This window comes from Kitasatospora sp. NPDC056181, from assembly GCF_042266225.1.
Lineage (GTDB): Bacteria > Actinomycetota > Actinomycetes > Streptomycetales > Streptomycetaceae > Kitasatospora.
The window spans coordinates 20,278-39,811 of the sequence record NZ_JBHJUK010000080.1; the positions used below are offsets into that span (position 1 = coordinate 20,278).

General features: G+C 73.5%; 14 protein-coding genes and 1 pseudogene. 8 read left to right on the forward strand and 7 right to left on the reverse strand.

Annotated elements, in window-relative coordinates; translation table 11 throughout:
- The first annotated feature begins 268 nt into the window (after positions 1 to 268).
- The 5 genes from ACFC1F_RS26830 (at position 269) to ACFC1F_RS26850 (ending at position 8,157) form a co-directional block, all read left to right on the forward strand.
- On the forward strand, positions 269 to 1,375 hold the full coding sequence (locus ACFC1F_RS26830; protein ID WP_376161987.1) for a magnesium and cobalt transport protein CorA: 1,107 nt from the start codon (positions 269 to 271) through the stop codon (positions 1,373 to 1,375).
- Positions 1,376 to 1,463: 88 nt separating this feature from the next.
- Positions 1,464 to 1,808, forward strand: coding sequence for a carboxymuconolactone decarboxylase family protein (locus ACFC1F_RS26835; RefSeq protein ID WP_209413117.1), 345 nt, complete (start codon positions 1,464 to 1,466; stop codon positions 1,806 to 1,808).
- A 260-nt stretch (positions 1,809 to 2,068) separates the two neighbouring features.
- Positions 2,069 to 4,216: a SpoIIE family protein phosphatase gene (locus ACFC1F_RS26840; RefSeq protein ID WP_376161989.1), complete on the forward strand. Its 2,148-nt coding sequence runs from the start codon at positions 2,069 to 2,071 to the stop codon at positions 4,214 to 4,216.
- Between the two features lie 236 nt (positions 4,217 to 4,452).
- Entirely contained in the window at positions 4,453 to 5,427 is a 975-nt protein-coding gene (locus ACFC1F_RS26845) for a polyphosphate kinase 2 family protein (RefSeq protein ID WP_376161991.1), read from the forward strand.
- A gap of 9 nt (positions 5,428 to 5,436) precedes the next feature.
- Positions 5,437 to 8,157 carry a cation-translocating P-type ATPase gene (locus tag ACFC1F_RS26850; protein ID WP_376161992.1) on the forward strand — a complete coding sequence of 907 codons (2,721 nt, stop codon included), beginning with the start codon at positions 5,437 to 5,439 and terminating at the stop codon, positions 8,155 to 8,157.
- Between the two features lie 46 nt (positions 8,158 to 8,203).
- Here ACFC1F_RS26850 and ACFC1F_RS26855 read toward each other — a convergent pair whose 3' ends face one another.
- The 4 genes from ACFC1F_RS26855 to ACFC1F_RS26870 form a co-directional block, all read right to left on the reverse strand.
- Entirely contained in the window at positions 8,204 to 9,916 is a 1,713-nt protein-coding gene (locus ACFC1F_RS26855) for a SulP family inorganic anion transporter (RefSeq protein WP_376161994.1), read from the reverse strand.
- Positions 9,917 to 10,092: 176 nt separating this feature from the next.
- The gene (locus tag ACFC1F_RS26860; RefSeq protein WP_376161996.1) at positions 10,093 to 10,704 is read right to left on the reverse strand and encodes a TIGR03086 family metal-binding protein; all 612 of its coding nucleotides are present in this window, start codon (positions 10,702 to 10,704) and stop codon (positions 10,093 to 10,095) included.
- 169 nt (positions 10,705 to 10,873) lie between these two features.
- On the reverse strand, positions 10,874 to 11,521 hold the full coding sequence (locus ACFC1F_RS26865) for a LuxR C-terminal-related transcriptional regulator (protein WP_376161998.1): 648 nt from the start codon (positions 11,519 to 11,521) through the stop codon (positions 10,874 to 10,876).
- Positions 11,509 to 12,768, reverse strand: coding sequence for a sensor histidine kinase (locus ACFC1F_RS26870; RefSeq protein ID WP_376162000.1), 1,260 nt, complete (start codon positions 12,766 to 12,768; stop codon positions 11,509 to 11,511). The genes ACFC1F_RS26865 and ACFC1F_RS26870 overlap by 13 nt, the downstream gene beginning before the upstream one ends.
- A 432-nt stretch (positions 12,769 to 13,200) precedes the next feature.
- On the opposite strand from ACFC1F_RS26870, the gene ACFC1F_RS26875 reads away from it, so the two are divergent.
- Positions 13,201 to 14,145, forward strand: a complete 945-nt coding sequence (locus tag ACFC1F_RS26875) for a hypothetical protein (protein WP_376162002.1) — start codon at positions 13,201 to 13,203, stop codon at positions 14,143 to 14,145.
- 82 nt (positions 14,146 to 14,227) lie between these two features.
- On the opposite strand, the gene ACFC1F_RS26880 is transcribed toward ACFC1F_RS26875, so the two are convergent.
- From ACFC1F_RS26880 to ACFC1F_RS26890, 3 genes and pseudogenes are all read right to left on the reverse strand, one after another.
- Positions 14,228 to 15,109, reverse strand: a complete 882-nt coding sequence (locus ACFC1F_RS26880) for a geranyl diphosphate 2-C-methyltransferase (RefSeq protein WP_376162004.1) — start codon at positions 15,107 to 15,109, stop codon at positions 14,228 to 14,230.
- 15 nt (positions 15,110 to 15,124) lie between these two features.
- Positions 15,125 to 16,177: pseudogene (locus ACFC1F_RS26885) on the reverse strand (family 2 encapsulin nanocompartment cargo protein terpene cyclase); the annotation flags it as partial.
- A gap of 397 nt (positions 16,178 to 16,574) precedes the next feature.
- Positions 16,575 to 17,024 carry a MarR family winged helix-turn-helix transcriptional regulator gene (locus ACFC1F_RS26890; protein ID WP_376162006.1) on the reverse strand — a complete coding sequence of 150 codons (450 nt, stop codon included), beginning with the start codon at positions 17,022 to 17,024 and terminating at the stop codon, positions 16,575 to 16,577.
- A 117-nt stretch (positions 17,025 to 17,141) separates the two neighbouring features.
- Between ACFC1F_RS26890 and ACFC1F_RS26895 the strand changes: the two genes are divergently transcribed.
- Together ACFC1F_RS26895 and ACFC1F_RS26900 are read left to right on the forward strand one after the other, a co-directional pair.
- Positions 17,142 to 18,500 carry an aldehyde dehydrogenase family protein gene (locus tag ACFC1F_RS26895; protein WP_376162008.1) on the forward strand — a complete coding sequence of 453 codons (1,359 nt, stop codon included), beginning with the start codon at positions 17,142 to 17,144 and terminating at the stop codon, positions 18,498 to 18,500.
- A 115-nt stretch (positions 18,501 to 18,615) separates the two neighbouring features.
- A complete protein-coding gene (locus ACFC1F_RS26900) occupies positions 18,616 to 19,407 on the forward strand; it encodes a maleylpyruvate isomerase family mycothiol-dependent enzyme (RefSeq protein WP_376162010.1) in 792 nt (263 codons plus the stop codon).
- Positions 19,408 to 19,534 lie beyond the last annotated feature (127 nt).

Below are 19,534 nucleotides of genomic sequence, written 5' to 3' on the forward strand. Positions count from 1 at the left end.
TCCCTGCCCACCGGTACCTTCGGCCGCCGCCGCGGACGCGTCCGCCGTGCGGGGCCGCCGCGGGGAGGTCCGGGCGGCCGTGGGGACGCTTCGGCCGGCGCGTCGGGACGTCCGGGACGGAGCGCGGGGACGTCGCGGCCGAAGCGGAGGAGCATGAGGGGGAGCGGAGGAGCAGGCGTTGCTGTGAGGCCTGCCGGCGCATCGCGTCGCGGAACGGCGCGGTGGGGGTGGTGGAGGCGTCGGCGGGCCGGACGCGAGGAGGAAGGCCATGATCGTCGACTGTGCGCACTACCACGACGGGCGCCGGCAGCACGAGGGCGCGATGCCCCTGGAGGAGGCGGCCGCGCGCTGCGCGCTGGGCGGCTTCGTCTGGCTGGGCATGTTCGAACCGGGCACCGAGGAACTGGAGGAGGTCCGCGAGGGTTTCGGCCTCCACGAACTCGCCGTCGAGGACGCCCAGGCCTTCCACCTGCGGCCGAAGGCCGAGCAGTACGAGGACGGCACGGAGCTGATCATCCTGCGCACGGCGCGCTACGACGACGAGCGCGAGGAGGTCGACACCGGTGAGATCAGCATCTTCCTGGCCGAGCACTTCGTGATCACCGTCCGCCAGGGCGTCGCCAGCGAACTGGCCGGTGCCCGCAGCCGGCTGGAACGCAGGCCCGAGCTGCTGCGGGCCGGCAGCACCTCGACGCTCTGGGGCATCCTCGACCAGGTCGTCGACGGCTACGCGCCCGTCGTCGCGGGACTCGAACGCGACATCGAGGAGATCGAGGCCACGGTGTTCTCCGGGGCGGTCGCGCCGACCGAGCGGATCTACTTCCTGCGCCGGGAGGCCACCGACTTCTACCGCGTCGTGCACCCGCTGCTGGCCGTGGTGGGCCGGCGGCTGCAGCCCGGCAGGTCGTCGGCCGAACTCCTGCCGTACTTCCGCGACGTGCACGACCACCTCCTGCTGGTCAACGAGGAGGTCGCCGCCCAGCGGGACCTCCTGACCACCGTCCTGGAGGCGAACATCGCGGTCATCTCCGTCGAGCAGAACAAGATCACCCTCCGGCAGAGCGCCACGATGGAGCGGCTCACGATCGTGGCGACGGTGTTCCTCCCGCTGTCGTTCGTGGTCGGGTTCTTCGGGCAGAACTTCGCGTGGCTGGTGAGCCACATCAGCGGCTTCACGACGTTCCTCGTCCTCACCCTCTGCGGGCTCCTGCTGCCGTGCCTCCTGCTGACCGTCTGGCTGCGCCGGCGGCGGCGCGAGGACGCGCCGACGGTGCCGGGAACGGCCGGCCCGGGCACCGTGCTCCTCGCCGACGTGCGGAGGCTGCCGCACCTTCCGGCCGCCGCCCGCCGTGCGCGGGGCGGGGGAGGCCTCTAGTCTTCGGAACAGGGCCCGTCGGCGGTGGCGACTCCCGCTGTCCGGCGCACTTCCCTGTCAGTGCCACCTCTGCGGAAGGCAGCCAGGCATGTCCACACAGTCAGAGACCCCCGTCCTCGACACGCTTGCCGCCATGACGGTCGACTCGCTCGAACGTTGCGGCCTGGACGAGCGGACGCTCATCCTCACCAGGATCGCCGCCCTCGCGGCCATGGACGCACCCGCGATCTCCTACCTCGCCCACGTGGGCCCGGCCGTCGAGGCCGGGCTGACGGTCGAACAGTTGCAGGACGTGCTGGTCGCGGTCGCGCCCATCGTGGGCACGGCCCGCGTCATGGCGGCGGCGGGCCACATCACCGAGGCGCTCGGCATCGCCATCGCCGTGGCCGAGGTGGCCCAGGTCGAAGCGCAGAGCAAGGCGGAGCCCTACTGATCCGCTCCTCAGGGATTCAGCCCTGAACAGGCGGTCGGAGCGCAGGCCACCCCGGGGTCTCCCCGGGGTGGCCTTCCCGTGTGCGTCCCGGGGAGTGCCGGTCGGCCGTCCACCGCGCTCCCGGCGGTCACCACGTGGAGGGCGTCGGCGGTGCGCCTCCACCGCCGTCCGCGGGGCGGCGACAGGGCGCGTCCGGTGCCCGGCCGGGCCAGTATGGAGGAGGGCGCGGGTCCGCCGTCGGCTCGAACGAGGTTGTTGTGATGGGCATGCCGCCACATGCGTCGCCGCGGTCCGGACACGAGGCCGCCGAGGTGATGGAAGGGCGCGGCCTCGCGGTGCTGGCGCGGATCCTGCGGTCGGTGCCGGACCGGATCGGTGCGCACCTCGGCGGCCTCTACGTGCTGTCGGAGGACCAGCGCCTGCTCGAACTGGTCATGACCTTCGGGGCCGCCCGGCAGTTCACCCGACCGTGGCGGCACGTCGGCACGACCGCGCCGATCCCGGTCGTCGAGGCGGTGCGCACCGGCCGGACGGTCTGGGTCGCCGGTCCCGAGGAGATGGCCCGCCGGTACCCCAGCGTCGCGGTCGCCATGCCGTACTCGTTCTGCCTCGCGGCCGTTCCGCTCGTGGCACAGGGGACCGCCCACGGGGCCCTCTTCGTCCTCTGGCCCGCCGCGCACCCCTCCGAGCTGTCGCCCCGTGAACGCGACGGGCTCGAAGCGCTCGCCCGGCAGTTGGCCGGGCCACTGGCGGTGGCGGCCCGGGCGGGCCGTCCGATCCGGCCCGGCCCGCGCCCCGCGGTGGCGGAGTACCGTTCCGCCGGCCCGGGCAGCACGATGGCGGCCCGGCTGCCGGAGGGCGTCTGCGAGATCGACCTGGACGGCCGGCTGGCCGCGGTCACCCCGGCCGCGGCCGGGCTGCTCGGCGAGCCGGTGGACCGGCTGCTGGGCGTCCGGCCGTGGGAGACGCTGCCCTGGCTGCGCGACCCGGTGTACGAGTACCACTACCGCGCGGCGGTGATCGGCGGGCAGTCCACCTCCTTCGTCGCCCTGAGGCCGCCGGACCGGTGGCTCTCGTTCCAGCTCTTCCCGGACGCCTCCGGGGTCACCGTACGGGTCGTCGAAGCCGCCGAGGTCACCAGTGACGCCGAGGCCGGCCGGCGGGCCGGGGCCCCCGCCGAGCGCGTGGTGCACACGCGGCCCGGAGCGCTGTACCACCTCCTCCACCTCGCCGGTGCGCTGACCGAGGCCGTCAGCGTGCAGGACGTCGTGGGCATGGTCTCCGAGCAGATCCTGCCGGCGTTCGGCGGGCAGGCCGTCGCGGTGCTGATGGCCGAGGGCGGCCGGCTGCGGATCGTGGGCCACCGCGGGTATCCACCGGGCCTGGTCGACCAGTTCGACAGCACCCCGCTGACGGAGTCCACGCCCGGCGTCCAGGCGTCGACCAATCCCGTGCCGGCGTTCTTCGAGACCCGGGTGGAGCTGGAACGGCTCTACCCGGACCGCCACGAGACGCAGGACGGGATGGCCGCCTGGGCCTATCTGCCGCTGGTGACCTCGCGCCGGCTGATCGGCACCTGCGTGCTGGCCTTCGCCGAGCCGCACCGCTTCGACGTGGAGGAGCGCGCCGTCCTCACCTCGCTCGGCGGCCTGATCGCCCAGGCCCTGGACCGGGCCCGGCTGTACGACACCAAGCTCCTCCTCGCCCACGGCCTCCAGGAGAGCCTGCTGCCGCACGCGCTGCCCACCGTCCCGAGCCTGGAGATCGCGGCCCGCTACCTGCCGTGCACCGAGGACATGGACGTCGGAGGGGACTTCTACGACCTCATCCGGGTCGGCGCGGACACGGTGGCCGTGGTGATCGGCGACGTCCAGGGCCACAACGTCAACGCCGCCGCGCTGATGGGCCAGGTCCGCACCGCCGTCCGCGCCTTCGCCGCGGCCGACCCCGACCCGAGTACCGTGCTCGCCCGCACCAACCGCCTGCTGGCCGACCTGGACACGGCCCTGCTGGCCAGCTGCATGTACCTCTGCGTCGATCTCGTCCACCGCGAGGCCCGGCTGGCCAACGCGGGCCACCCCGTGCCCCTGCGGTACGACCCGGACGGCAGGGCGGCGGCGCTGGAGCCGCTCACCGGCATGGTGCTGAACGTCGACCCGGAGGCCGAGTACCCGCAGATCCGCGTCGGGCTGCCGGTCGGCACCACCCTGGTCCTGTACACCGACGGCCTGATCGAGACGCCCGGCGGCGATCTCGACCAGGCGCTGGCCGAGCTCACCGCCACGCTCGCCCACCACGGCGACGAACCGCTGGACCGGCTCGCCGACGCGCTCGTCGGCCGGGCCGGGCACGCGCAGCACCGCACCGACGACATCGCCCTGCTGCTGGTCCGGTCCGTCCCCCGGTGACCCGCGGCGGCGGCGCCGGCCGCCGGGGCCGCGGTCCCCCGTGCGGCGTAGGCCGGCGTGCGGGCGGCCGCGGCGCTGCCGAGACTCGGGAGTGCGCAAACGGGGACGTCTGCGGCGTCCGGGACGAGGGGGCCCGCGGTTCCGGGTACGGGCCGCAGCCACCGTCGCCCGTGCGGGCGGAGAACACGGCGGGGCCTCGTGGCGCCTGCCGGACCCGGGAGGAGCTGGTGCAGGCGGTGGCCGACAAACGTGCGAAGCGGATCGCGAAGTTCATCAAGCCGCTGCGGGTGAAGCCGGGTTCGGAGGTGGACCTGGAAGCCGACTTCGACCCGCGCTACAAGGCCGGTCTGAAGAAGCGCGAGGGCGCGGAGCTGTTGCGCTCCGGCGTCTCCCTGCTGGCGGAGTACCAGGCCAGGCTGGCCGCCCAGGACACCTACGGGGTGCTGCTCTGCCTCCAGGCGCTGGACGCCGGCGGGAAGGACGGCACGATCCGCCACGTGATGAGCGGGGTGAACCCGCAGGGCGTCCACGTGAGCAGCTTCAAGGTGCCCTCCACGGAGGAGCTCGACCACGACTTCCTGTGGCGGTACGCGCAGCGGCTGCCGGCCCGGGGCGACATCGGGATCTTCAACCGGTCGCACTACGAGGAGGTGCTCGTGGTGCGGGTGCACCCCGAGGTCCTCGACCGGCAGAGGCTGCCCGAGGAGGCGAGGGGGCCGGGGATCTGGGAGGACCGCTACCGGGCGATCAACGACTGGGAGCGGTACCTCACCGAGAACGGGTTCAAGGTGGTGAAGATCTTCCTGAACCTCTCCAAGGAGGAGCAGCGCACCCGCTTCCTCAAACGGATCGACCTGCCCGAGAAGAACTGGAAGTTCTCCGCGGCCGACATCCGCGAGCGCGAGCGGTGGGACGACTACCAGGAGGCGTTCTCCGAGATGCTGTCGGCCACGAGCACGCCGTGGGCGCCCTGGTACGTGGTGCCGGCCGACCGGAAGTGGTTCGCGCGGATCTGCGCGGCGGCGGTGCTCGCGCACACGCTGATCGGGCTCGACCCGCAGTACCCGACCGTCGGCGACGAGGCCCGGAAGGAGCTCCGCGCGGCCAGGCGCCGGCTGGAGGAGCAGGCCCCCGAGGGAGCCGCCGACGACCCGTACGCGGCGGCGCACCCGGTCGGCCGGGACGGCCGGCCGGGCGGATCCGGATCGTGAGGAGCGATGATGGCGGAGCAGGCTGACCAGTCGGGACCGGCAGGCTCCGTCCCGTGGTACGCGCGGCCGCCGGAGGAGGTCGTGGCCGCCCTCGGGGCGGACCCGGCGGCGGGGTTCACGGCCTCCCGGGCGGCCGAACTGCTGGCCGCGAACGGGCCGAACGCGTTGCCGGAGGAGAAGACGAGGCCCGACTGGCTGCGCTTCCTCGACCAGTACCGCACCTACATGCAGATCATCCTGGTGGCCGCGGCGATCGTGTCGTTCGCGATCAGGGAGTGGGGCACCGGCATCCTGCTCGTCGTCCTGACCCTGTTCAACGCGGTCGTGGGCCTGCGCCAGGAGGGCAAGGCCGAGAGCGCGATGAACGCGCTGAAGTCGATGATGGAGGCGACGGCGCGGGTCCGCCGGGACGGCACCGAGGCCGAGATCCCGGCCGAGCAGGTGGTCGTCGGCGACATCGTGCTCATCTCGGCCGGCGACGAGGTGCCGGCCGACGGGCGGATCATCGAGGCCAGTGCCCTGCAGATCGACGAGTCGGCGCTCACCGGCGAGAGCGTCCCGGCGGCGAAGGACGCCGGCACGCTGACGGCCGGGGGCGGCCTGCCGCCGGGGGACCAGACCAACATGGCGTTCATGAACACCCCGGTCACGCACGGCAGCGGACTGCTCGTCGTCACCGGCACCGGCGCCGGCACGGAGCTGGGCAAGATCTCCGGGATGCTGTCGGCCACCGAGAAGGAGCAGTCGCCGCTCACCAGGGAGCTCAACACGCTGACGCTGTGGATCGCGGCGGCGGCCGGTCTGACCATGGTCGTCATGTTCGCGCTCGGCCGCAGCCGCGACCAGGCGTGGGACGCCCTCTTCGTCAGCGCGGTCTCACTGGCGATCGCCGCCATCCCCGAGGCGCTGCCGACCGTCAGCCAGGTGATCCTCTCGGTCGGCAGCCTCAACCTGGCCAAGCGCCACGCGATCGTGAAGGAGCTGCCCTCCGTCGAGACGCTCGGCTTCACCTCGGCCATCAACTCCGACAAGACCGGCACCCTGACGATGAACCAGATGACCGTCGTCGAGGTGCTCAGCCCCACCGACCGCTACACCGTCTCCGGCACCGGCTACCGCCTCGAAGGGAAGGTCCACCACGCCGCGGGCACCTCCGCCGGCATCGAGGACGCCGTGCTGCCCTACCTGATCGCGAACGACGCCAGACTGGTGGACGGCGAGGTCGTGGGCGACCCGACCGAGGGCGCCCTGCTCGTCCTCGGGCACAAGGCCGGGCTGGACATCGAGGCCACCCGGGAACGCTTCCCCCGCCTCGCCACGCTGCCGTTCGACCCCGGCTACAAGCTGATGGCGACCTTCAACTCGACGGTGGACGCCGCGGGGCGCAGCGTGGTCCGGTGCTTCGTGAAGGGCGCGGCCCCCGCGGTGATGGACCGCGCCACCACCGCGCTCTCGGCCGGTACGGGCATCCCGTGGGACGCCGGCCTGAGCGGCAGGGCCCAGGCACAGACCGAACGGATGGGCGGCGAGGGGCGCCGGGTGATGGCCGCGGCCGTGCGGGACCTCGACCCGGCGGACTTCGACCCGGCCGGCGACCTGCTGGCGCTCGTCACCGACCTGCGGATGACCAGCCTCGTCGGCATGGTCGACCCGCCCCGGGAGGAGTCCAGGGCGGCGGTGGCCGACGCCCAGGCCGCCCATATCCGGGTCCGCATGGTCACCGGGGACGACGTGACCACCGGTGAGGCCATCGCCCGGCAGCTGGGCATCGAGGGCGACGCCGTCCTCGGCGCCGACTTCGCCGCCATGCCCGAACACGAGCGGCTGACGCGCATCGACGACATCGGCGTGGTCGGACGCGTCGCGCCCGAACACAAGGTGCTGCTCGCCGACACGCTCAAGAAGAAGGGCGACGTCGTCGCGATGACCGGCGACGGCGTCAACGACGCGCCGGCCATCAAGGCCGCCGACATCGGCATCGCCATGGGCAGCGGCACCGACGTCGCGAAGAACGCCGGCCGCATGGTCCTCGCCGACGACAACTTCGCCACCATCGTCTACGCCGTCGAGGAGGGCCGGAAGCTCTACGACAACCTCACCAAGTACATCCGGTTCGTCCTGGTGCTGCTGGTGACGTTCGTCCTGACCTTCCTCGGCGCCACCGTCCTCAACCTCGCGGCGGGAGAGCCGTTCACCCCGGCGCAGGTCCTCTGGATCCACTTCGTGGTCAACGCCCCGTTCGGCTTCGCCCTGGGATTCGACCTGGCGAGCCCCGGGCTGATGCGGCGCACCCCGCGCCCGCGCGGGGAGACGGTGCTGACCAGGCCCGTCGTGATCACCGTGGGCCTGGCGGGGCTGGCCGTCACCGTCGCGCTGCTCCTGCTGATCAAACTGGGCGAGTCGCACTACGGAAGCCTCCAGATCGGCAACTCGATCTCCTTCACCGCCTTCGCGCTCTGCCTGATCGTGGCGGCGTACGAGTGCCGCAGTGAGCGCGGCTCGGTGCTGAACGTCGCCACCTTCGACAGCAGGCAGATGAACCTGGCGGCCCTCGGCGAGTTCGTCCTGGCGGTGCTGGTCACCCAGATGGACGTGTTCCACCGCCTGCTGGGCACCACCGACCTCAACCTCCGGCAGTTCTGCTGGGCGCTGCTGGCGGCCGTCGCGCTCCTGCTGCTGTGGGAGCTGGGCAAGCTCCTCGCCCGCCGCCGGGCGCCGGCCCGCGGCTGAGCGCGGCTGCGCCCGCCACCGGGCCGGGCCGGGCCGCCGCCGACCGCTACGGCGTGTCCCCCGCCCGGGCGCGGTAGGCGGCCACCGCCGTGGGGAGGGTGGGGAAGATCAGGTCCTCGCCGACGGACGCGCTCAGGCCGTAGGCGTCGAGCTCGTCGCGGAGGTCCTGCTTGACCCGGGCCAGCGCGAAGACGATGCCGCGGCCGGCCAGTTCGAGCCGGAGGGCGTCCAGTGAGTCCAGCGCGGTGATGTCCACCTCCACGTTCGCCTCGGCGTTGAGGACGAACCACCTCACCGGGGCCGGCTGGGCCGCCACGGCGGCCAGCGCACGCCGCCGGAAGTCCTCCGCGTTGGCGAAGAACAACGGGGAGTCGTAGCGGTAGACCACCAGCCCGGGAACGGTCCGGGCCTGCGGGAAGTCGTCGACGTCGTGCATCCCGGCGACGCCCGGCACGGTGCCGAGCACCGCGTCGTGCGGCCGCGCGACCCGGCTGAGCAGCTCGGCCACCGAGAGCCCCACCGCGACCAGCACGCCGTACAGGATGTCCAGGGCCAGGACGCCGGCCAGGCAGCCGACCGCCAGCAGCAGCTCCCGGTGCCGGAAGGAGGCCAGCCGGCGGAAACCGGCGATGTCGATCATCCGGACCGCCGCGAACACCACCAGGGAGCCCAGCACCGCGTCCGGGGTGTCGCGCAGCAGCGGGCCGAGGAACAGCAGCACGGCGATCACCGCGACGCCGGCCAGCAACGAGTACACCTGGGTGCGCCCGCCCGCCGACTTCGCCAGCGCCGTGCGGCTGGCGCTGCTGCTCACCGGGAAGCCCTGGAAGAGGCCGGCGCCGATGTTGACCGCGCCGAGGCCCAGCAGCTCCTGGTTGGCGTCCGGACGCCGTCCCTCTCCGGACGGCTCGAAGGCGCGTGCGGTGAGGATGAAGTCGGTGTAGCCGACCAGCAGGATGCCCAGGGCGGGAAGGAGCAGCCGGTTCAGCTCGTCCAGGTCCGGCAGGCGGGGGCGGGGCAGCCCGGCCGGGATGTCGCCGATGACCGCGACACCGTGGTCCTTCAGGGAGAACGCCGCCGACACCGCCGTGCCGAGCACGACGGCCAGCAGCGGGCCGGGCAGCCGCGGGAGGAAGCGGGCCACGAGGAAGAGGAAGAGCAGCGTGGCGGCGCTGAAGACGACCGTCGCCACGTGGGCCCCGGACAGGTTCGACACGAACGACGCCAGCTGGGGGAAGAAGCCCTCCCCCTTCACCTCGACCCCGGTGAGCTTGGAGAGCTGGTCCACCATCATGATCAGGGCGACGCCCGTGAGATAGCCGGTCAGCACCGGCCGGGAGAGCAGATCGGCGACGAATCCGAGCCGGGTCAGCCACGCCAGGACGCACAGCAGCCCGACCACCACCGCGAGGGAGGCGGCCAGCGCCGCGTAGCGCCCGGTGTCCCCGCCCGCCAGCGGTCCGACCACGGTGGCGGTCATCAGCGCGGTGGTCGACTCGGGGCCGACGGACAGCAGCCGGGACGAGCCGACGAGGGCGTACAGCGCGATCGCCGGCAGGATCGCCCAGAGCCCGGTGACGGGAGGCAGACCGGCGACGGAGGCGTACGCCATGACCTGCGGCACCAGGTAGGCCGCCACGGTGATGCCGGCCAGCAGGTCGCCGCGCGACCACTCGCGCCGGTAGCCGCGGAGCACGGAAAGCCCCGGCAGGGCCGGCACCACGCGGCGCCACCCTTCGTCGCGGGTACCAGCAGTCATGGGGGCTCCCTCCTCGCCGGGGCCTCATCATGCCTCGCGAAGGGCCGGGGCCCGGGGTGGCCGGGCCGGGGAGGCGGGAGGTCCGCCGGACCGGGGAGGTGGACGGCCCTCCCGGCGGCCGGGTGCAGGGCCGGGGTCGGGTGAGGAGCCGGGTGTGCGCCGGGTGGTGGGCCGGATCAGCGCAGCTCGGTGGACCAGTGCGGGTCGCGCCCGGTCAGGGCGAGCAGCAGCTCCTGGGCGTCGGCGCCGGGCGGCGTGGCGTGCGGCGGGTCGAACCGGCCGGTGCCGGCGAGGTCGCGGTAGCCCTGGAACTCCACGAGCGCGTACCGGGCGGCGCCCACCGGCATCCGGCCGGTCTCGCCCAGCGCACGGGCGAGGTCCCAGCCGTGCACCACGGTCTCGGCGGTGAGTTCACGGGCGTATCCGCCGACGTCGCGCAGCCCGTACGACAGGTGGACCAGGAGATCGGGGGCGCCCGGCACGTTCAGGGCGCGCAGGGCGCTGCCCACGGCCATCCTCCACACGCCCAGGGGGTTGCGGCCCAGTACGTCACCCCGGAACCGGCGGCCGATCTGCTCCGGGGTGTAGCCCGCGGCCGCCTGACAGACCCACAGGTGCTGTGCCGCGAGGTGGTTCACCAGCGCCCGCACGTCCCAGTCACGGCACGGCGTGGGCGCCGTCCACCGGTCCTCGGGCACGGCCTTCACCAGCCGGGTGACCTCCGCCCCGGCCGCGGCGTAGCGCTCGCGGACCTCAGCGTGGAATCCGATCGGGTGGGGACATTCCATCGCCGGGCCTCCATTCCCTGCCCTGCTCACTCCCAGTGAACCGCTACCGGGCGCGATCCGCCAGGTAGGCGACGCGGAGACCTTCGGCGGGCACGGACGGTGAGCGCACTGCCGCCCCGGGGCAACGGGCCCGGCCCGCGACGTTCCCGGCCCGCGACGTCCCGCAGGCTCAGGCGGCCCGGAGGTAGGCCAGCACGGCGAGCACCCGGCGGTTGCCGCTCTCCGGCGTCGGCATGCCCAGCTTGGTGAAGATGTTCCCGATGTGCTTGTTCACCGAGCTCTCCGTGATGAACAGCAGCTCGGCGATGGTGCCGTTGTTGCGGCCCTCAGCCATCAGCGCCAGCACCTCGCGCTCGCGCGGCGTCAGCGAGGACAGCGGGTCCGCCCCGGCCCGGCGGGCCATCAGCTGTGAGACGACCTCGGGGTCCATGGCCGTGCCGCCGTCGGCGACCCGCTGCAGCGCCTGGAGGAACTCCTCGGCGCGCCCCACCCGGTCCTTCAGCAGGTAGCCCACGCCGGCGGCGCTGCGGGCGAGCAACTCCGTCGCGTACGCCCGCTCCACGTACTGGGAGAGCACCAGGACGGGGAGCGTGGGCAGTTGGCGGCGGGCCTCGACCACGGCCCGCAGTCCCTCGTCCCGGAAGCCCGGTGGCAGCCGGACGTCCACCACGGCGACGTCCGGGCGGTGTTCGAGCAGCGCGGGCAGCAGGTCGTCACCGTTCTCGACGGTGGCGCACACCTCGTGCCCCTCGCCGCCCAGGAGCAGGACCAGCCCCTCGCGGAGCAGGGCGTTGTCCTCGGCTATCAGGATCCGCATGGAATCTCCACCTTCAGTACGGTCGGGCCCCCGGGCGGGCTGGACAGCTCGGTCGTCCCGTCGAAGGCGGCGACCCGCCGCCGGAGGCCTGGGATCCCGCTCCCCGCACCCTCGGCGGCGCCGCCCCTGCCGTCGTCCTCCACCCTGATCGCGATCGCGCCGGCGGTGACCCGGAGCCGGACCAGCGCGTTCTGCGCGCCGCTGTGCCTGGCGACGTTGGCGAGCGCCTCGGAGATCACGAAGTAGGCCGCCGCCTCGGCCGCGGCCGGAGCGCGCGGTGGCGGGCCGTCCGCCTCGTCGAGGTCGATCCTGGTCGGGACGCCGCAGAGCGCGGTGAGGGCCCGGGCCGCCTCGCCCAGTCCGCGGTCGGCGAGCACGGGCGGGTGGACGCCGCGGACCAGGTGGCGCAGGGACTCCAGGGCGTGCTCCGTGATCCGCTGGGCCGAGTCAACCAACTCCGGTACCTGCTCCGGCCGTTGGGCGAGCGCCCGCCTGATCATGCCCAGGCGGAGCGAGACGGCCACGAGGTCGGCCTGGGCCCCGTCGTGCAGGTCCCGTTCGATCCGGCGCAGCTCGGCGCCGTGCGCGTCCAGCGCCTCCGCCCGGGTCACCGCCAGTTCCCGGACGCGCTGCGCGAGCGCGTCGCGGGGCCGGGCGGTCAGCAGCCGCCGGGAGGCGTGGGCGTGCACGCCGGCCAGCAGCCGCAGCACGGCCATCGCGACCAGGGCGTAGCCGACGCCGCCGAACAGCGCGGCGACGGCCTTCGGCCACGAGTCGACGTCGAGCAGGATGATCCTGTCGCGCTGGGCGGGTGCGAGCCGCCACCACACCGGCGCGGTGAGCCAGTTGACCGCCCGGCCGCAGACGGCCAGGGCGGCCAGGCACAGCGCCGTCCCGGCGACACCGTGGGTGAGCAGCCAGAGCAGGTCCTTGCGGACCGCCGGATCGCGCAGGGACGGCCGCCCGGGTGCGGAGGCGCCGGGCTCCAGGTCGCGGTAGGGGGTGCGCACCTCCGTCCCCAGCAGGCGGCCGACCCGTCCGCGGTGGAACTGCGCGAAGCGGCGCACCGCCCGCAGGGCTCCGGGCAGCAGCAGGAGGCCCGTCCCCACCAGGCAGAGGACGAGGACCGCGGCCAGTAGGTAGAGGAGCGCCAGCGCGGCCACACCGGTGCCGAAGCAGAGCAGCACGTAGCCCGCGGCAGGGGGGAAGCGGGTGATCGTCCGGCGGGCCCGCCGGACGGGCCGCAACCGTCGTAAGGCGGCAACCCCGGCTGCCCGCAAGGTCTTTGGGGGCCTCCGCGTCGACATTTCGATCACCCTACCACCGGCCCCGCCCGTCCCCGGCGGCGGTTTCGGCGGCGGTTCCGGAGGCGGGGCCCGCGGCTCGGGTGGCCACGGCGGGGGTCGTCACGGCGCGGGTGGCCGGTGGTGCGGGCGACCCCGCCCGGACGCCGTCCCCGGCCGTCCGGCCCCGGCGGACCAGGCGGACCGGGCGGCCGGGGAATTACGCCGCCGGGAATCCGAATTCCTGACGCCCGGTCATTTGCCGCGGAAATGCGTGACCGGCCGGGGGCGTGCGGCCGGTCGCTGTACGAGACCGTAGGGTCACCGGAATCACGGGAAATAACAATTGCCTCCGAGGGCTGTCCGGAATTCCGTCGGGGCTCTAGGCTGCGGCGCGTGTCGATATTCCGAAGACTTCGCGCTTCCGGCCCGCGCCTGCTGCCGGAGCTCGACGACGTCAAACTCGGCCGTGTCCGGCGGCAGCTGAATTCCCCCGGAATGCCGGGCCAGGTCAGCATTCAGGTCGACCAGGTCGAGCGGCTCCTCCAGGAGGCCGGCGCGGACTGGGACAGGCGCGGCCACCGCATCGCCGTGCTCGCCGAGGCCGCGGCGCCCTCGGGGGTCTCCCGCACCTGGCGGCTGCGCGCCCCCCGCAGCGGCGACCCGCTGGTGTTCGAGGCGTGGGTCGAGCTGGTCCGTGGCCGGCACGCGGGACGGATGGAGGACGCCGCTGCCGCGGCCGGGTACTGCCACCGCGCCGCCGAGGCCCTCCCGGACGACCCGACGCCCTGGGTGGCGCTGCTGGGGATCCTGCGCCTGACCCGCGCCCCTTCCCGCGAGCTGTTCACCGTCTGGCACGAGGTGACCTCACGCGACCCGTGGAACCGGGAGGCCCACCTGCAGATGCTGCGCTACCTGTCGCCGGAGGAGTGCGGCTCGCGCAGCAGCCAGCTGGATTTCGTGCACGCCGTCCGGGCCGGGGTGCCGTCGGCGGCGCCGGCCACGGGGGTGGAGCTGACCGCGCTGGTCGACGAGCACGCCCGCACGCTGGCCCGCGGCGGGGTCGAGGGACTGCTGGTGCGGCGCCAGTGGTCGAACCACCGGGCCGCCGGCGCGCTGGACGCCGCCCTGGCCGGCTGGCTCGTCCCCGGCCGGCTCGCGTACGCGGCCGCCCGGGCCGACCTCAACCTGCTCGCCTACGCCCTGGTCCAGGCCGGCCGCGTGCGCGAGAGCGGGACCGCCTTCGAGCTGATCGGCGAGACGGTCACGCCCTGGCCGTGGTCCCTCGACGGCGAACCGCTCCGCCAGTTCGGCTACTGGCAGTCCAAGGCCCTGGCCTGACCGGCCGCCGGCCGCGCGGGCGTCCCGCGACGACGCGGGGCCGGGGCGTGCGCACGCCCCGGCCCCGCGCGGAGGCGGCCGGTCAGACCCGGTCGGCTGCGATCAGGACGTACTGGAACGAGCCGTCCTTGTAGGAGTTGATGAACGCCTCCTCGATGCCCGTGACGAGCGAGGAGGTGGCGCGCAGCTCCCAGTAGGGCAGGGTCGCGGGGGTGAGGTCGATGACGGCCTGCGGCACGAGGCGGTTGTCCGCCATGGCGCGCAGGTACTCACGGCGGGAGTGGATGTTGCACTCGAAGTGCGCGTTGATCTGCGACACCCACTTCGACGGCTGCCCGTAGGCGGGGTTCCAGCAGCCCGTGATGGTCACGTAGCGGCCGCCGACGGCGAGGATGCGGGAGTGCTCGGCGAAGAGGTCGTGCAGGTCGACGTACATGGTGGACTCGTTGTTCCACGAGCCCGCGATGCTGCCGTTCTCGAAGGGCATGTCGAGCATGTTGCAGACCTGGGCGCGGACGGAGCCGTCGATGCCGAGCTCCCGGGCGCGCCGGTTGCCGAACTCGGCCTGCTTGGCCGACAGGGTGACGCCCTCGACCTTGCAGCCGAAGCGCTGGTGGGCCATCACGCTGGAGCCGCCGCGGCCGCAGCCGGCGTCCACCAGGGTGTCGCCGCGCCGGACGTCGCCCAGGTGGTCCAGGAGCACCTCGGCCTGTGCGGACTCCAGCCGGTGCAGCTCGGTGATGACCTTCTTCTCGCGCTCGCTGTCGCCCGGGTCACCGAGCGCGGCGTGGTCGACGTCGCCGATCCCGTAGTGGTGGTGGTAGAGGCCGTCGACGTCGCCGAGGCGCAGGTTCACCGGCCGGGCCTCGTGGTCCCAGTAGCGGGCGATGTCGCCCTGGTACGGGGTCGCCGGGCCGGGCACGGAGGCGGTGGCGGCAACGGAGGGGATGTCGGTCGTGGTCACGGATAAGCTCCTTGGTTACCAGAAATCGGGCAGGCTGTAGCGGTAGGTGTTGGTCTGGTGCCAGTAGTGGTTGCCGTCGACCCACACGGCGACGCCGCGCAGGAACCGCACCAGGGACGGGGAGGGCCAGGAGGCTGCCAGGGCGGCCGCCTCGGCCTCGAACTCGTGCATCAGGTCGTTGTGGACCTCGACCGCCTTCAGGTAGGCGTCGCGGTCGCTCTTCTCCTCCTGCTCGGCGATCACCACGGGCAGGTTCAGGTGCCGGCCGGGACTGGCCAGTTCCTTGGTGTAGGAGTACAGGTCGTTGACGATGGTGGTGGCGTTGGACGCCAGCGCGATGACCCGTTGGAGGGCGGGCAGCGCGTGGAGGTCGGCGGGCAGTTCGTAGCCGCCGACGGTGTCCGTGATGGTCGGGCACGGCCGGAAGTTGTTGAACTGGCGCATCGACAGGTACTCCCACACCGCGGGGACGTGGTCCGTCTCGGCCCAGGCCGCCTCCGCGAGGTAGCCCAGGTGCAGGCGGGCCATGTCGTGCCGGAACCGGTCGGCCTGCGACGGCGTCGCCGCGCGGGTGAAGTAGTCCATGGCGGAGCGGTAGGCCCGCCGGGGGGCGTCCTCGTGCAGCGACTCCGCCCAGGCCGGGTGGTACTCCGGCGTGGTGTGCAGGGGGTCGAGGGCCGTGTGGGCCAGCAGGAGGCGCCCGCCGAGGCCGACGGGCGAGCCCCCGTGGTCCTCGCAGTAGCAGTCGTCGACCGCGTTCTCGGCGGCCATGAGCCGTGCGGCGATCATCAGGTGCTCGATGTCGGGGGCGTCGGGGTGGCAGGCGACCATGTAGCGCCCCACCGAGAAGCCGTCGAACTGGTCCTCCCACTCCGGCGGGTAGAGCTGGACCTCGTCCAGCGCCCAGGCCTTGATCCGGCGGCCGACCTCCGCGACGCGCTCCGGATCGGGCTCGGCGACCGGGTGGTGGTACAGGCCGGGGATGGGATCGCCGGTCTTCGGCCGTGCGTCGCGCCGTCCCGGGTGCAGGCCCGCCGTCCCGAGGCCACTGGGTCCGTTGAGGATCCGGTCCAGGGCCGTACGGCTCATGACCGTGCCGCCGGGGCATCCACGCTGCTGCTCTCCATGCTGCTCTCGGGTCCGGTGTCCGCGGACATGGCGGGGCCTCCCTCTGTGAAGGACTGCACGTCGAAGGACTGCCCGTCGCGGGACGGCGGGTCGAAGGACACCGCACGTCATGACGGGTCGTCATTTGGCATGGCAAGAAGGGGGTCGCCGCATCGGGTGCCCCTTGTCGCTTGCTGATCAACGGTAGGCGGGGAGGCGCACGCGGGGGCGCTCCGGAGTGCTTCCTGTACCCGATAGGGTGAACGTTTGCGATTACCAGGTTTGAAGCGCGCGGGCAGCGCTCGGCGCCGTCACGCAGTGCTCCTGTCGGAAGATCCGGTGCGCCGGTGGTGGCCGGCTAGCGCTGCGGCCCGGCGGTTCCGGGGAAGGCGCGGCCCAGCAGTGTGCGGAGGGTCTCGCGCTCGTCGGGGGTGAGCTCCTCCAGTGCGGTGAGACTGGACATCAGCTCGGTCCGGATGCGGCGGACGGTGAGCTCGCCCTGCTCGGTCAGGACGATGTTCTTGATCCGGCGGTCGGCGGGGTCGGCCTCGCGGCGGACGAGCCCCTGGGCCGTCAGCCGGTCGACGATCCCGGTGACGTTCGAGGCGTCGCAGGCCAGCAGCTCGGCGAGGGTGCGCATGGGCCGGGGGCCGCGCAGCAGGCTGAGCGTCTTGCCCTGCATCAGGGTGAGCCCGTGCCCGGCGGCCACCGTGGCGAAGTGGCGGTAGTAGGCCGCGGCCACCCGTGCGAGCTGGTCCATCAGCTCGTCGGGGGAGGGCGGCGACACGGGCCGGGGCGTCTGGGGCATGCAACCAGCATAGGGAGGATGCTTGACACCCTCAACCATCGAGGTCTACCGTCGAAATTACTTGAAGACATCAACCATCTAGGACTTCAAGCCTCCCGGAAGGACCGCGAGACCCTCATGACGCACACCCCGACCCCCGCCGAGGCGGACATCCCCGCCCTGGTCGCCCGCCTGCGCGCCACCTTCGACAGCGGCCGGACCAAGCCGCTCGCCTGGCGCCTGGACCGGCTGGCGGCCCTGCGCACCCTGCTCACCGAGCAGGCCGAGGTGTTCCAGCAGGCACTGGCCGCCGACCTGGGCAAGAGCGCGACGGAGGCCTACCGCACCGAGATCGGGTTCGTGCTGAACGAGCTCGACCACACCGTGGCGCACCTGGAGGAGTGGCTCCGGCCCAAGCCGGCCGCCGTCCCGGGGTTCTTCCAGCCGGCCGAGGCCCACGTGGTGCGCGACCCGCTCGGCGTGGTGCTCGTCGTCGCGCCGTGGAACTACCCGCTCCAGCTCGCACTGGCCCCGCTGGTGGGCGTCCTGGCCGCCGGCAACACCGCCGTCGTCAAGCCGAGCGAGCTGGCCCCCGAGACCTCCGCGGCGATGGCCCGGCTGCTGCCGCGCTACCTCGACCCGGAGACCGTGGCCGTCGTCGAGGGCGCCGTCCCGGAGACCACCGCCCTCCTGGAGCAGCGCTTCGACCACATCTTCTACACCGGCAACGGCGCCGTCGGGCGGATCGTGATGGCCGCGGCCGCCAGGAACCTCACCCCGGTCACCCTGGAGCTCGGCGGCAAGAGCCCCGTCGTCGTCGAGCCCGGCGCCGACCTGGCGGTCACCGCACGGAGGATCGCCCAGGGCAAGTTCCTCAACGCCGGCCAGACCTGCGTCGCCCCCGACTACGTCCTCGCCATCGGCGAGAGCGCCGCCGGGCTGGAGAAGCACCTGGCCGACGCCGTCCGGGAGATGTACGGCGACGACCCGGCGGCCAGTCCGGAGTACGGCCGGATCGTCAACGAGCGTCACTTCGACCGCCTGGCCGCCCTGCTGGACGACGGGCGGACGGTCACCGGCGGCGGGCGCGACCGCGCCGCCCGCTACCTCGCCCCGACCGTCCTCGCGGACGTCTCCCCGGACGCCGCCGTGATGCGCGCGGAGATCTTCGGCCCGATCCTGCCGATCGTCGCCGTGCCCGACCTCGACGCGGCCATCGCCTTCATCAACGAGCGGGACAAGCCGCTCGCGCTCTACGCCTTCACCGAGTCCGAGCGGACCAAGCGGCGGCTGACCGAGGAGACCTCCTCCGGCGCGCTCTCCTTCGGCCTCCCGGTCTCCCACCTGGCCATGCCCGAGCTGCCGTTCGGCGGCGTGGGCGAGAGCGGCATGGGCCGCTACCACGGCGAGTACTCCATCGACACGTTCAGCCACACCAAGGCCGTGGTCGACAAGCCCCTCGTCGACCGGCCCGTCGCCGACCGGCCCCGTGCCTGAGGTGCCGGGCACACCCGACGTGCCCGAGGCGACTGCCGCGCCTGTGGCAGCCCTGACCGAGCCCCTGACCGTACCCCTGCCCGTGCCCCAACGGGACCGCCTCCCCGGGAGAACGATGTCCGTGACCACCACCGTCGACCACGCCGCCGGCATCGCGGCCGAGACCGCCCGCTTCGTCGCCACCGTCCGGACCGCCGATCCGGCGACCCCGGTGCCCAGTTGTCCCGGATGGACGCTGACCGACCTGGTCCGTCACGCCGGCAGCGTGCAGCGCTGGTTCACCGTCCTGCTGCGGCAGCGGATCCAGGAGCCGCCGCGCAGCCGCGAGGTGGACCTCCGGCTGCCCGAGGGCCCGGACGGCTACCCCGACTGGCTGGCCGACGCCGCGGCGCAGGCCGCCGCGGAGTTCGCCTCGGGCGACCTCGACGAGCCGATGTGGGCCTGGGGCGCCGACCAGCACGCCCGGTTCTGGGTGCGCCGGATGCTGTTCGAGACCCTGGTGCACCGCGTGGACGCCGAGCTCGCGCTGGGCCTGCGCCCCGGCATCGACCCGGCCCTCGCGGCCGACGGGGTCTCGGAGTTCCTGACCAACCTGCCCTTCGCCGCGTTCTTCGCGCCCGGGACCGCCGCCCTCCGGGGTGCGGACCGGACCATCCGCTTCACCCGCACCGACGGGGACGGGGACTGGCTGGTCCGGCTTCGCCCCGACGGCTTCGGGCTCGACCCGGACGGCGCGGGCGCCGTCGCCGACGGGGCTGCCGACGAGACCGCCGACGTGACGGTCCGGGGCACCGCCGCCGACCTGCTGCTGTTCCTCTACGGCCGGCTGGACCGGTCCGCGGACCGCATCGAGGTGCACGGGGACGAGGAGCTGCTGGCGCACTGGGTCGCCAACTCCGCCTTCTGACCGGCCCGCAGGCGCGACCGGATCCGCCGCCCGCCCGGTCCGTGGTCCGCCCGGGCAGGTCGGATGGCCGGTCGCAAGGCGGTCGGAGGGTGGTCGGATGGCGGGAGTGGACCGTACGACCTAGGTC